General features: G+C 67.6%; 14 protein-coding genes. 12 read left to right on the top strand and 2 right to left on the bottom strand.

Annotation, left to right across the window (positions count from 1 at the left end):
- Positions 1-91: 91 nt before the first annotated feature.
- The 7 genes from AC5P9W_RS05220 to map all read left to right on the top strand — a co-directional run bounded on the left by AC5P9W_RS05220 (position 92) and on the right by map (position 5,783).
- Positions 92-808, top strand: a complete 717-nt coding sequence (locus AC5P9W_RS05220) for an MtnX-like HAD-IB family phosphatase (RefSeq protein WP_495218929.1) — start codon at positions 92-94, stop codon at positions 806-808.
- A 48-nt stretch (positions 809-856) separates the two neighbouring features.
- Positions 857-2,257 (top strand): aspartate aminotransferase family protein, encoded by a 1,401-nt coding sequence (locus tag AC5P9W_RS05215; protein WP_021202492.1) that lies wholly within the window; start codon positions 857-859, stop codon positions 2,255-2,257.
- Between the two features lie 29 nt (positions 2,258-2,286).
- A complete protein-coding gene (locus AC5P9W_RS05210) occupies positions 2,287-3,351 on the top strand; it encodes a GNAT family N-acetyltransferase (protein WP_111102347.1) in 1,065 nt (354 codons plus the stop codon).
- 3 nt (positions 3,352-3,354) lie between these two features.
- Positions 3,355-4,239, top strand: coding sequence for an arginase family protein (locus AC5P9W_RS05205; RefSeq protein ID WP_021202490.1), 885 nt, complete (start codon positions 3,355-3,357; stop codon positions 4,237-4,239).
- Positions 4,240-4,349: 110 nt separating this feature from the next.
- Positions 4,350-4,709, top strand: a complete 360-nt coding sequence (locus tag AC5P9W_RS05200) for a bleomycin resistance protein (RefSeq protein WP_206621920.1) — start codon at positions 4,350-4,352, stop codon at positions 4,707-4,709.
- 68 nt (positions 4,710-4,777) lie between these two features.
- Entirely contained in the window at positions 4,778-4,990 is a 213-nt protein-coding gene (locus tag AC5P9W_RS05195; RefSeq protein ID WP_019659200.1) for a ParD-like family protein, read from the top strand.
- 10 nt (positions 4,991-5,000) lie between these two features.
- Complete coding sequence (map, locus tag AC5P9W_RS05190) at positions 5,001-5,783, top strand: type I methionyl aminopeptidase (RefSeq protein WP_031269556.1); 783 nt, start codon at positions 5,001-5,003, stop codon at positions 5,781-5,783.
- Here map and AC5P9W_RS05185 read toward each other — a convergent pair.
- The gene (locus AC5P9W_RS05185; RefSeq protein WP_111098998.1) at positions 5,780-6,394 is read right to left on the bottom strand and encodes a LysE/ArgO family amino acid transporter; all 615 of its coding nucleotides are present in this window, start codon (positions 6,392-6,394) and stop codon (positions 5,780-5,782) included. The two genes, map and AC5P9W_RS05185, sit on opposite strands and share 4 nt — an antisense overlap.
- Before the next feature lie 106 nt (positions 6,395-6,500).
- On the opposite strand from AC5P9W_RS05185, the gene AC5P9W_RS05180 reads away from it, so the two are divergent.
- The 5 genes from AC5P9W_RS05180 to AC5P9W_RS05160 all read left to right on the top strand — a co-directional run bounded on the left by AC5P9W_RS05180 (position 6,501) and on the right by AC5P9W_RS05160 (position 12,175).
- A complete protein-coding gene (locus AC5P9W_RS05180; protein ID WP_021202486.1) occupies positions 6,501-7,394 on the top strand; it encodes a LysR family transcriptional regulator ArgP in 894 nt (297 codons plus the stop codon).
- Positions 7,395-7,472: 78 nt separating this feature from the next.
- On the top strand, positions 7,473-8,879 hold the full coding sequence (locus AC5P9W_RS05175) for a TolC family protein (RefSeq protein WP_111102350.1): 1,407 nt from the start codon (positions 7,473-7,475) through the stop codon (positions 8,877-8,879).
- Entirely contained in the window at positions 8,872-9,885 is a 1,014-nt protein-coding gene (locus tag AC5P9W_RS05170; protein WP_019659205.1) for an HlyD family secretion protein, read from the top strand. Before AC5P9W_RS05175 ends, AC5P9W_RS05170 begins: the two co-directional genes overlap by 8 nt.
- Positions 9,870-11,057, top strand: a complete 1,188-nt coding sequence (locus AC5P9W_RS05165; RefSeq protein ID WP_206621921.1) for an ABC transporter permease — start codon at positions 9,870-9,872, stop codon at positions 11,055-11,057. Before AC5P9W_RS05170 ends, AC5P9W_RS05165 begins: the two co-directional genes overlap by 16 nt.
- Entirely contained in the window at positions 11,054-12,175 is a 1,122-nt protein-coding gene (locus AC5P9W_RS05160; RefSeq protein ID WP_134730311.1) for an ABC transporter permease, read from the top strand. The genes AC5P9W_RS05165 and AC5P9W_RS05160 overlap by 4 nt, the downstream gene beginning before the upstream one ends.
- 51 nt (positions 12,176-12,226) lie before the next feature.
- On the opposite strand, the gene AC5P9W_RS05155 is transcribed toward AC5P9W_RS05160, so the two are convergent.
- Positions 12,227-13,519, bottom strand: coding sequence for a hypothetical protein (locus AC5P9W_RS05155; protein ID WP_188250104.1), 1,293 nt, complete (start codon positions 13,517-13,519; stop codon positions 12,227-12,229).
- Positions 13,520-13,594: the final 75 nt, after the last annotated feature.

Raw genomic sequence — 13,594 nt, 5'->3', positions numbered from 1 at the left:
TTCAACAGGAAAGGAACACGAAAGGCGGCCTGCCTACATTGAGCCTGCCCCGGCATCGTGCCGGACGCTTCTTTCATCGACGGACCTGCCCATGCGCTGGAGCATCCTGTGTGACTTCGACGGCACCATCAGCCTCGAAGATGTCATCGACTCGCTGCTGGAAAAGTACGGCCAGCCGGGCTGGCAGGAACTGGAAGACCAGTGGAAGGCGGGAAAGATCGGCTCGCGTGAATGCATGCAGGGCCAGGTGCGGCTGCTGAAGCTGGACCCGGCCACGCTCGATGCCCATCTGGACCAGGTGCAGATCGATCCGGGCTTCGCGGCCTTCGTCTGCCGCGCCGAACAGCTGGGCCTGCCACTGCGCATCGTCAGCGACGGCCTGGACTACGCGATCCACCGCATCCTTGCCAACCATGGCCTGCCACCGCTGCCGGTGGTGGCCAACCACCTGCGCTGGTGCGAAGACCATTGGGAACTGGAGTCGCCCTACCAGGCCGAAGGCTGCCGCAGTGGCACCTGCAAATGCACCTGCGCCGCGCAGGCGCGCGCCAACGAAGCACCGCGCGTGCTGATGATCGGTGACGGCAGCTCGGATTTCTGCGTATCCGAAGATGCCGACTTCGTGTTCGCCAAGCGCCGCCTGATCACCCATTGCGCCAATGCCGGCATCGGGCATGCCGCCATCGCTACCTTCCACGATGCAATCGCGCTGTTGCCGCGCCTGCTCGATGGCAGCCTGCTGCAGCCACGCCGCATCGACGCCAGCCCGCAGCCCACCGCACTGCCCCTGCTGCTGGCCACCGCCTGAGCACGCCCCCGCCATCTCTTTCGAACGTCCTTCACGGAACCGAACTGCATGAACATTTTTGACAAGAACGCCGACGCGGCTGCCTCCGATGCGCGGCTGCTGGCCGACGAAGCCCGCTACAGCTCCTTCGGCGATACCGTCCACTACGTCGACCCGCCGAAGATCTTCCAGCGCGGCGAAGGCAGCTACATGTTCGACGGTGCGGGCGTGCCCTACCTCGACCTGCAGATGTGGTACTCGGCCTGCAACTTCGGCTACAGCAACAAGCGCCTGAACGACGCGCTGAAGGACCAGATCGACACCCTGCCGCAGGTCGCCAGCCAGTACCTGCACCCGACCCGCGTGCAGCTGGCCAAGACCATTGCCGTGGACATGCACGAGAAGTTCGGCCTCGACGGCCGCGTGCACTTCAACGTCGGCGGCGCGCAGGCCATTGAAGACTCGCTGAAGATCGTGCGCAACGCGCGCGGCGGCAAGAGCCTGATGTTCGCCTTCGAAGGCGGCTACCACGGCCGCACCCTGGGTGCGTCGTCGATCACCTCCAGCTACCGCTACCGCCGCCGCTACGGCCACTTCGGCGAGCGTGCGATGTTCATCCCGTTCCCGTACCCCTTCCGTCGCCCGAAGGGCATGACCCCGGACGAGTATTCCGACCACTGCGTGTGGCAGTTCGAGCGGCTGTTCGAAAGCGAGTACAACGGCGTGTGGGATCCCAAGGTCGGCCAGGCCGAGTACGCCGCGTTCTACGTTGAGCCGATCCAGGGCACCGGCGGCTACGTCATTCCGCCGCGCAACTTCTTCACCGGCCTCAAGCGCGTGCTGGACAAGTACGGCATCCTGATGGTCGTCGATGAAATCCAGATGGGCTTCTGGCGCACCGGCAAGCTGTGGTCGATCGAGCACTTCGGTGTCACCCCGGACGTGCTGGTGTTCGGCAAGGCGCTGACCAACGGCCTGAACCCGCTGTCGGGCCTGTGGGCTCGCGAAGAGCTGATCAACCCGACCGTGTTCCCGCCGGGCTCCACCCATTCCACCTTCAACTCCAACCCGCTGGGCACCCGCCTGGGCCTGGAAGTGCTGAAGCTGGGCAAGGAAATGGACTACGAGCGCACCGTGCCGGAGAAGGGCGCGTACTTCCTCGACGGCCTGCGTGGCCTGCAGAAGCGTCACCCGGAGATCGGCGACGTCGACGGCCTGGGCCTGGCGCTGCGTGCGGAAATCTGCCAGGCCGACGGCTACACCCCGAACAAGGAGCTGCTGGACCGCATGGTCGACATCGGCCTGGCCGGTGACCTGCTGCACGACGGCAAGCGCATGGGCCTCGTGCTCGACGTGGGTGGCTGGTACAAGAACGTGATCACCTTCGCGCCGTCGCTGGATATCAGCTACGAAGAGATCGACCTGGCGATCACCCTGCTCGACCAGGCGCTGACCAAGGCCAAGGGCTGAGGCTGGCTGCGCTGCCGGTTCCCGTGCCGATGGAGATGACGTCACGCGCATCCAGCACCGCGCTGGAACCGGCCGCGCTGCTGGAGGGTTTCCTGGCCCACCCGCCGCTCGGGTTCGAGGCAGGCCGCCTTCCCAGTGGCCTGCCGACCTTCCGTGCGCCGCTGGACCTGACCACCACGATGGACGACGAACTGCGCGGCAGGCTGCTCGGCCTGCCGCTGTCGCGCCTGTGGCGGCCATGGATCACCTGGAAGACCCGTTTCGTCGGTGCCACCAGCACCGAGTACACCCCGCTGCCGGCGCACGTGGCGCCGGAGGCGCTGGCCGAGGACGTGACGCGTCACGCGATCGGCGATACCCGGCTGCTGGTGGTCAAGGACCTGGCCATGGATTCACCGCTGCTGGATGATGCCGCCAACGCGCACAGCGGCGCCTTCCTGCAGGCCTTGCTGGCACGCGGCTTCGTTGAACTGGAAGGCATGCCACTGGCCTGGGTGGCGATCGATTTCGATTCGATCGATGGCTATCTCGGCCGCCTGTCGTCCTCGCGCCGCAAGAACATCCGGCGCAAGCTGCGCTCGCGCGGTGAGCTGCAGATCGACTGCATCGCCACCGGTGATCCGGCCCTGGCCGACCCGCAACTGCAGGGCGAACTGTACGCGCTGTACCTGGGCGTGTATGCGCAGAGCGCGGTGCATTTCGACCAGCTCGACCTGCCCTACTTCCAATACCTGCTGGCCGACAGCCAGGGCCAGGGCCGCATGTTCCTGTACCGCCACCAGGGTCTGCTGATCGGCTGGAACCTGTGCTACATCCACGCCGGAAAGCTGGTGGACAAGTATATTGGCCTGGCCTACCCGCAATCACGCGAGCACAACCTGTACGCGGTCAGCTGGATGCACAACATCGAGTACGCCCTGCAGCACGGCCTGAGCCACTACGTGGCCGGCTGGACCGACTCGCGCATCAAGGCCGAACTGGGTGCGCGCTTCACCTCCACCCGGCATGCGATCCATGCCCGTTCCCCGCTGCTGCGTGCCGCCCTTCGCAGGCTGGCCCCGTACCTGCAGGGCGAACCTGATGGAGGCGGTTGAACGATGCCGGTGCGTTCGCCGCTGATCCTGGACCTGGACGGTGGCGTGCTGCCGCTGCCCCGGGCGCAGATCCTGGCCCTGCCGCAGTGGCACGACCCGCTGCGCTTTGCCTGCAGCAATGCCACCCTGGACCGTTTCGCCGCCGAAGTGCTGGCACCGCTGCCCGCGCAGCTCGGCACGGTCATGCTCGGCAGTGGTGACTTCCACCATCTCAGCCTGCCGCTGCTGCGCCGCATGCATGGGCAGGCGCCATTCCAGCTGGTCGTGCTGGACAACCATCCGGACAACATGCGTTTCCCGTTCGGCATGCACTGCGGCTCGTGGGTAAACGCCGCCAGCAAGCTGCCGCAGATCTCGCACATCCATGTGCTCGGCGTCACCTCCAGGGACATCGGCCTCGGTCATGCCTGGGAGAACCACTGGCGACCGCTGATGTGCGGTCGCCTGACCTACTGGTGCATGGATGTGGACGTGGGCTGGGGCCATCGCCTCGGCATGGGCCACGCCTTCCGCCGTTTCGAGCATCCCGAGGCCCTGGTCGCCGCGTTCGCCGCCGAGCAGGCCACGTCACCGCAGCCGACCTATCTGTCGATCGACAAGGATGTGTTCGCCGAGGACGTTGCCCGCAGCAACTGGGACCAGGGCCGCTTCCAGCTGGAACACGCGCTGGTGGTGATCGAAGCACTGCGCGCCGGTGGCCTGGTCGGCAGTGACATCACCGGCGAAGTGTCGCTGGCCCACTACCGCAGCCGCTTCAAGCGCTGGCTGTCCTCGCTGGATGGCCAGCCCGACATCCGTGTCGATGACCTGCCCTCGTGGCAGGCGCGGCACCAGCAGGTGAACCGCGAGCTGCTGGCGGCTATGGCTTCGGTGCCAACCGCCTGCTGACCGCGTCCGGTCGTGCCGGCCGCTGGCCGGCAACCTCGTTGTTCCCGGGCGCATGCGGATGCCGGCCAGCGGCCGGCACTACACTGGACTTCCGCCCCGGAGCCGCCGCGATGCCCCAGACCGTCATCCCGCAACTGCGCATGCACCACGCCGATACCACCCTGCCGTTCTACGTGCAGGGACTGGGTTTCGTAGTCGACTGGGAACACCACTTCGAACCAGGCTTCCCACTGTTCGCCCAGCTCACCCGCGACGGCCAGACGATCTTCCTCACCGAGCACAGCGGCGACTGTGAGGTCGGCGGCGCGGTGTACTTCATCGTCGAGGACGTAGACGCGCTGCACCGCGCCTTCAGCGCCGCGGGTGTCCCCATCGAACAGCCGCCGCATGACACCGAATGGGGCAGCCGCGAGATGCGGCTGCGTGACCCCGACGGCAACCGCCTGCGCTTTGCCACCGACGTGGACTGAACGATGCGGCCTTGAGCTGGATATACGAAACACATACGATTCGTATATTCACCCCTCCAGGACCGCCCATGGGCATCGTCAACATCGATGACACCCTGCACGACCAGCTGCGCCGTGCCTGCACCGTTTCCAGCCGCTCGATCAACGCCCAGGCCAACTTCTGGATCCGGGTCGGCATGCTGTGCGAAATGAACCCGACGCTGAGTTTCCAGGACATCGTCGCCAGTGAACTGCGCGCGGCCGGGGTGCAGCCGCCGCTGCTGGCGCCAGGTCAGGCCTGAGTCCATGGGCATCATCAAGCGCCCCGACGAGATCGCACTGATGGCCGAATCGGGTCGCCTGCTGGCCCAGGTGTTCGCCGCACTCGACCAGCTGCCGCTGCAGGGCCGCAGCACGATGGAGATCAACGATTTCGTAGAACGCATGATCGTCGACGAGCTGCAGGCGCGGCCGGCCAGCAAGGGCCAGTACGGCTTCCCGTACGTGCTCAATACCTCGATCGACAACGTCATCTGCCACGGCGTGCCCAGCACCACCGACGTGCTGCGCAGCGGCCAGATCGTCAACCTCGACATCACCTTGGAGAAGAACGGCTACATCGCCGACTCCAGCACCACCTACCTGGTCGGTGAGGTCGACTACGCCGCGCGCCGGCTGGTGCAGACCGCCTACCAGGCGATGTGGAAAGGCATCGCTGCGGTGCGCCCCGGCGCGCACCTGGGCGATATCGGCCACGCCATCGCCCGCCACGCGCGCAGCCACGGCTACAGCGTGGTGAAGGAATACTGCGGCCACGGCATCGGCCAGGAAATGCACGAGGAACCGCAGATCCTGCACTACGGCCATCCCAACACCGGCAGGGTGCTGGAAGAAGGCATGGTGTTCACCATCGAGCCGATGCTCAACCAGGGCAAGCCGGCCATCCGCCAACAGCCGGACGAATGGCCGGTCTACACCCGCGACGGCAAACTGTCGGCGCAGTTCGAGCACACGGTGGCGGTAACCCGCACCGGTGTGTGCGTACTGACCCTGCGCCCCGGCGAAGCGCCACTGTGCGCGGTGGACGCGGCCTAGAGCGGACGCAACAGCAACAGTGTCGCCAGGCAGAACATGAAGACCGCCACGGCGGCATCCAGCACCCGCCAGGCACCTGGCCTGCGGAACACCGGCTGCAACAGGCGCGCGCCATAGCCCAGAGAACAGAACCAGGCCACGCTGGCCAGGCACGCCCCGGCGGCGAAGGCCCAGCGCAGGTCACCCGGGTAGCGCGTGGACAGACTGCCCAGCAGCACCACGGTATCCAGGTAGACGTGCGGATTGAGCAGGGTGAAGGCCAGGCAGGTCAGCAGCACCTGGCGCGCGCTGCCGCCCTGCGCCTCGGCCGCGGCCAGTGCACTGCCTCCGCGCCACGCGCGCAGCCCTGCCCGCAGGCCATACCACAGCAGGAACGCGGCGCCACCGAAGCGCAGCACCTGCAGCAGCAGCGGCCACTGCAGCACCAGCGCGCCCATGCCGCCGACGCCGGCCAGTATCAGCGCGATGTCCGCGCCGGCACAGGCAGCCACCACCGTTCCGACATGCCGACGCTGCAATCCTTGTCGGAGCACGAAGGCATTCTGTGCGCCGATGGCGATGATCAGGCCGGCACCCGCGAACAGGCCGGCGGCAATGGCGGCGATCCACATCAGGAAGGCCCAGGCAGCGAGGGGACGCGCAGGGTGCGGCCAATTGCCCTGTTTAGACAATCTGATTTTTCTTTATCCTGTGCAGGAAAACTGAAGAGGCGACGGCATGGACCTGGTACATCCGCAGCTGGCCGCATTCGCTGCGGTGCTGGAAGAAGGCAGCTTCGAGGCCGCGGCACGCCGCCTGTCGATCAGCCCGTCGGCACTGTCGCAGCGGGTCAAGGCGCTGGAAGACCGCCTCGGCCAGGTACTGGTGGTGCGCCAGGCACCCTGCCGACCGACCGCCGCGGGGGAAGCACTGCTGCGCCGGGTACGGCCGATGCAGGCACTGGAAGCCGAGGCGCTGGCCGAGCTGCTGCCCGAGCGTGGCAACGACGCTGCGCGTACGCCCATCCCCCTGGCGGTCAACGACGACTCGCTTGACACCTGGTTCGTGCCGGCCATCGCCGACCTGCACCAGCGCCATGGCTACCTGTTCGACCTGCGCATGGACGACCAGGACCACACCCTGCAACTGCTGCGCGATGGCAGCGTGCTCGGCGCGGTCACCGCCGAAAGCCAGCCGGTGAAGGGCTGCAACGTATACCCGCTCGGCGCCATGCGGTACCAAGCGATTGCTTCGCCCAGCTTCGCCCGCCAGTACTTCAGCGACGGCATGCAGGCTGCGGCACTGGCGCGCGCACCGATGCTGGTGTTCAACCGCAAAGATGAACTGCAATGGCGCTTCGTGCGGCGCCTGACCCGCGCGCGCCTGCAGCCGCCGCTACACTACCTGCCCTCCTCCACCGGTTTCGTCGAAGCCGCCGCGTGCGGACTCGGCTGGGGCATGGCCCCAGAAACCCTGGTCGCGCCCGCCGTGTGCGCTGGCCGCGTGGTGGTCCTGGAACCCCGCCGCTGGCTCGATGTGCCGCTGTACTGGCAGCATGCCGCCGTGCGCTCAAGCACGCTGCAGCACATCACCCAGGCGCTGCGCACTGCGGCCAGCGGCACCCTTCGTTGAGGACGAAACGATGATCGCAGACCCGGGCTTCACGCCGCGCGCACTACCGTTTGCGCACTTCTTTACCACTGGGACGGCATGGGCGTGATCGGCCGACGTACAAGGATGCACCGCGCGAAGGCCGCACTGGCGCTGGTGCTGGCGACCTGCCTGCCAACCGCTGCCCCCGCGCAGCCCACCAGCGACGCCCCCGCATTGGACTGGGAACAGGCACGGCAACGCCTGGAGCAGGTCTCCGATGCGCTGGCGGCCGCTGATGCAGCGGTACGCAACAAGCAGGACCTGCAGGACGCCACGCGCCTGCTGCGCCTGCCGGAGATCACCGGCGAAGTGCGCCGGCTGCAGTTCCAGAAGACCCTGACCCTGCCACTGGGTTCGCTGGCGCCGGTGGCTGAAGCCTTCGGTATCGATTCGCCACTGTCGTTCACCGAGCGCGACTGGCGTACACGCCCGGTAGTGACCGCGGTGCTGCCGCTGTACACCGGCGGCGTGATCCCGGCCGCGCAACGTGCGGCCAGCGCCGCCCATGAGCAGGCCAACGCCGAGCGCGAGGCACAGCGCCAATCATTGACCGTGCAGCTGGCCCAGGCCTACTTCGGCCAGCGCCTGGCCGAGCAGGCGGTGGACGTGCGCCGCGACGTGCGCGACGGCCTCAACCGCCACCTGTCCGATGCCGAAAAGCTCGAACGCGAGGGCTTCGCCACCCGCGCCCAGCGCCTGCAGGCCACCGTGGCCCGCGACAAGGCCGAGCGCGAGTATCAGAAGACGGTGAATGACCTGGCCACGCTGAAGGCCGCGCTGTCCACGCTGCTGCGCAGTGGTGGCGAGGTGCAGCCGGTGTCGCCGCTGTTCGTGCAGCGCGTGCCGCTGGAACCGGTGACCAGCTTCGAGCGCACGGCGCAGGCGCGCCAGCCGCAGATCGCGCGCTTGCGCGCGATGGTGGCGCAGGCCGAACAGGGCGTGCGGGTGCAGCAGGCCAAGCTGAAGCCGCAGATCTTCGCCTTCGGCCAATACGACTTCCGTCGCCGCGACGAGATGCTGACCGACCCGGACTGGGCGTTCGGCATCGGGCTGAAGTACACCTTCCTGTCACCGAACTCGCGGCCGGCGCAGATCAGCGCCGCGCGTGCACAACAGGACCAGGCCGAAGCCGGCCTGCGCGAGGCCGAGAACCAGGTCGCACTGGGTGTGCGCAAGGCCTGGAACGAACTGGAAACCGCGCGCCAGCAGTTCGTGCTGCTCGACAGCAGCATCGCCCAGGCACAGGAAAACCTGCGCCTGCAGGAGCTGGCATTCCGCGAAGGCCAGGCCACCTCGCTGGATGTGATCGATGCGCGGCTCGGCCTGGGCGGCGCCCGTGTCGAGCGCGCACAGGCCGCCTACCAATACGACATTGCGCTGGCACAGTTGCTGGAGATCAGTGGACAGATGGACCGTTTCGAAGAATTCCGGCGGCGTGCGGACGAGGTGATCGACCATGAGTGATGTGCTGCACGACGATGCGACGACGCCCCCCGGCAAGCGACGGCTGGGACCGATCCTGCTGGTGGTCCTGCTGGTCGCGGTGGTGCTGGGCCTGTGGCTGGCCTGGCGCAGCCCGGCCGACCAGATCCAGGGCATGGCCGATGCGGATACGATCAACGTGGCCGCCAAGATCACCGCGCGCGTGGCCGAGCTGAAGGTGCGCGAGGGCGATCGCGTGCAGCCCGGGCAGGTGCTGTTCCTGCTCGACAGCCCCGAAGTCGCCGCCAAGGAACAGCAGGCGCACGGCGCATTGGCGGCTGCGCAGGCGGTGGCCGACAAGGCCGACGAAGGCGCGCGCAGCGAAGACATCCGCGCCGCCGAAGCGAACTGGAAGCGCGCCGAAGCCGGCGCGGCACTGGCCGAAGCCACCTACCGGCGCGTGCAGAACCTGTTCAACGAAGGGGTGATGACCCGGCAGAAGCGCGATGAAGCGCATGCCCAGGCCACCAGTTCGCGCGAACTGGCCCGCGCCGCCCGCGCGCAGTACGACATGGCCCTGGCCGGCGCCCGAGAGCAGGACAAGCGCGCCGCGCAGGGCCAGGTGCAGCAGGCGCAGGGCGCGGTGGCCGAAGTCAACGCGGCGCGTGCCGAAGTGGAGGGACGCGCGCCGGTGGCGGGCGAGATCAACAAGCGCATGGCCGACCCGGGCGAGCTGGTGCCGGCCGGCTATCCGGTGTTCACCCTGGTCGACATCGACCGCATGTGGGTCGCCATGAACCTGCGCGAATCGCAGATGCAGGGCCTGAAGGTCGGCAGCAAGCTGCAGGGCAGCGTGCCGGCGCTCGGCCTGGACGGCGAATTCGAGGTCTACTTCATCAATCCGGCCGGTGACTATGCAACCTGGCGTACCACCCGCCAGTCGTCCGGCTATGACGTCCGCAGCTTCGAGGTGCGGGTGCGCCCGGTACGCCGCATCGAGGGCTTCCGCCCCGGCATGAGCGTGCTGTTCGCATGGCCCCAGCACTGAGCCCGGACCGCAACGGCTTCGCCGCTTCGTGGCGACGCGAGCTGCAGTCGCTGCGCGGCAACCGTGCCGACCTGCTGCTGGTCACCTTGCTGCCGCAACTGATGCTGGTAGTGATGGCATGGATGTTCACGCCGTCGGTGATGCGCGACATCCCGATTGCTGTGGTTGACCTTGACCACAGCAGTGACAGCCGCCTGCTGCTGCGCATGCTCGACGCCAGTCCCGGCGTACGCGTCGCCAGCCAGCCAGCGGACATGGAAGACGCACGTTCGCAGCTGCGCCGCCTGGATGTATTCGCCATCGTGCTGGTGCCGCGCGACGTCACCCGCCAAGCGCTGCGCGGCCGCCAGGGCACGGTGTTCGCCTATTACAACGCCACGTACATGACCACCGGCCAGTCGGCGGCGCGCGACATCGGCGAGGCGGTTTCCGCATGGAATGCACGCCTGCTGCGCGAGCGCATTGGCCTGCAGGTCGGCCCGGGCGAGCTGCGTGCGGCGCCGATCGCTGTGCAGTCGGACATCCTCTACAACCCGGCACGCAGCTACGAGCTGTTCCTGCTGCCGCTGATCTTCCCGGCGGTGCTGTCACTGGTACTGGCACTTGCGGTGGCCGGCAGCCTCGGCCGCGAGGTCCGCGATGGCACCCTGCCCGCCTGGCTGGGCCGCACGCCGTGGTCGGCGATTGCCGGCAAGGTCGCGCCGTACCTCCTGCTGTTCTCGCTGTATGGCGCGCTCGGCATCGGTTACCTGGCATGGCTGCGTGGCGACGGCGTGGCCGGCAGCGTACTTCTGCTGCTGCTCGCGCAGCCGTTGTTCTACCTGGCCACCGCCGCCTACGCGCTGTTCTTCGTCGGCGTCACCCGCGACATGGGCACCGCACTGTCCGCGGTGGGCCTCAGCATCGGCACCGCACTGGCGTTCTCCAGCGCCACGTTCCCGGTGCTGGACGGGCCGTTGTTCACCCGCATCTGGCATCAGCTGCTGCCATTGAGCGCCTACATCAAGCTGCAGACCCAACAGCAGTTCATCGGCTCGCCGCTGCAGGTTTCGGCATGGCCGCTGGCTACGCTGCTATTGATGACGGTGGTGGCCGGGGGCATCGGCGGGCTGCGCCTGATCGCCTTTGCGCGTACCCCAGAAGCCGCACAGCCGGCGGGGGGCGACGCATGAGCGTACTCTGGCGCAGCCTCCGGCAGACCCTGATGGCGGTCCTGTGCGACCGCTACGCGATCGTGGTGATGGTCGGTGCGGTGATCCTGTATTCGTTCTTCTATCCAGCCGCCTACCGGCACCAGGTGGCCGGCAACCTGCCGGTGCTGGTGGTGGACGAAGACCACAGCGCGACCAGCCGCGAGCTGCTGCGCAAGCTCGACGCACTGCGCGTTGCGCGCGTGGTCGGGCAACCGGCGGACGTCGACAGCGCACGCCAGCAGCTCGAAGCCGGCCACGCCGAAGGCATCGTCGTGATCCCGGCCAACCTGGAGCGCGACATCCTGCGCGGCCATCCAGCCAAGCTGGTACTGCTTGGCAACGGCGCCTACCTGGGCCGCGCCAGCTGGGTGCTGGGCAGCGTAGCTGACGCGCTGGGTGCGTTCGGGCGTGATGCCGTGGTCGGCCAGGCCGCCTTCATGGGTGCACCGCAGGCCCCGCCGGTCACGCTTGTGCAGCGTCCGCTGTACAACACCCAGGAAGGCTATGGCAGCGCGATCGTGCCCGGGGTGGCCGAGCTGATCGTGCACCAGACGCTGTTGATGGGCATCGGCGTTCTGCTCGGCGGCCGCCGCCTCGCACTGGGCCGGCGCCTGCGCTTCGACCTGCCGACGCTGGCCGGCATGGCGTTGGGCTTCGGCCTGATCGGACTGTTCGGCCTGTTCTGGTACGCCGGTTTCACTGCCTGGGCGCAGGACTACCCGCGCGGCGGCAACCCGATAGGCCAGCTGCTGGGCGGCACCTTGTTCATCGCCGTCACCGTGGCCTTCGGCCTGTTGGTCGGCAGCTTCTTCCGCACCCGCGAGCGCGCCTTCCAGTACATCGTCGCCACCTCGATCCCGCTGTTTTTCCTGGCCAACCTGTCGTGGCCGGCGGTGATGACGCCGCAACCGCTGGTCTGGCTGGCACAGCTGCTGCCCACCACCTCGGGCATCAACCTGATGGTGCGCCTGAACCAGATGGATGCCCGCCTGACCGACGTCAGCCACGAACTGATCACCCTCACCCTTCTGCTGCTGCTTTACGGCAGCCTCGCCGCCTGGCGCCTCCTGGCCCGAAAAGGGGACGGAGGGGATTAAGTCGCAGGCAACCTGTTCAAGGGCCGCGGCATGGCCGCTTCGAGCCGACGCTCAGGGATCCGGGGCGTACCAGAACGGGATGCGGAACGCGCGACGCCGTCCGCCCCCGCGCTCGCCGCCTGTGGCATTCCACACCAGTTCCAGGTCATGGCGTCCGGGCGCGAGGCCGCGGGTAGGCAGGTACCCCACCAGGCCGCGCATATCCAGGTCGCGCCGCTCCATGGGCACGAAGCCATGCAGGTCGACCGGGGTGCCGTCCAGCTTGACCTGCCAGAGCCGGGAAAGGCACTCCACTGCGGCGTTGGCGGCCTGTTGCCCGGAGGCTTCATTGTGCGCGTCCGGAAGTGCGGTGCAATGCTGGCGCGCCAGCGGATTGTCGCGTTGCGGGCGATGCGGAATGAACACGCGAAGCTGCCCACCGCTGATCGTGTCCGACGGGATCATCGGGTACGGCAGCAGCTGGTCATGCGCCGAACGCATCGATTCGTAATGCGCACTCAGCATGCCGTGCTCAACCGCCGCTTCCGTGACGATCTGGTACCGGTTGAACAGCGAGAACTTCAACGACGCCATCACCTGCACGGCGGCCAGCAGCATCGCTACCAGCACCGCGAACAGGTAGGCCGCCGTGAACGAGCGCGAGCGCAGGTTGCTCTGCATGGTCAGCTGCATGGTCTGCATCAGGCGCAACAGCGGAACCCGTTGCAGGGCCGCCAGCATGCCCTGCAGGAGTCGCTGCGGTCGCTCATGGGGCTGCCCGCGCGCCTGCCGCCGCGCCACGATCTTTTCCAGGATCCCGGGGGTAACAGCCAGCATCAACAGTGCGGCCAGCACGCTGCACAGGGCGAGCATGGCGACATGATCGGCGCCACCTGACAGCGCGCCGATCACCATCGACACACCGAGCGTCAGGACGGCCAACACCAGCGTGCCCGCCAATGTCTGTAAGGCAAGCAGGGTGGTCGAGAACAGCATCGTCGCCAGCCGGTCGGCCCGTTCGATGCTGCCATCGAGGCCTCCGTCCCGGGCCTGCAGGAAAGCGCGCGTGACCGCCCCCATTCTTGGCAGGCGCGCCCAGTCAATGCCATCGGGGAAATGCGACCGGAGGCCGATCAGCCCGATCCAGTAGCCGCGCACCGTGAGGTGGATGATCAAGGCGACTGCCAGCACATAGCACATGCCGACACTGATGCTGAAACCGAACCAGAGCATCTGGAAGTACATGCCTTCGGTGTGCAGGCTGCTGCGCGCCCAGGCGTCGAACAGATAGCCCGGCACGGCCAGCAGCGCGAACGCCAGCAGGCCCGAAATGAACAGCTCGAGTTCATCGGTGCGATCACGCACCCGTTGGGGATGGGCGGTCGCTTCCGCTATCGGGTCATGCCCGGCGAGCGGTGCCGGTTGGGGAGCTGGAGCCGA

It is taken from the genome of Stenotrophomonas sp. YJH_SMC_33 (assembly GCF_059372295.1).
Note: the sequence above shows the minus strand (reverse complement) of the source record. Positions and strands in the feature narration are given on the sequence as shown.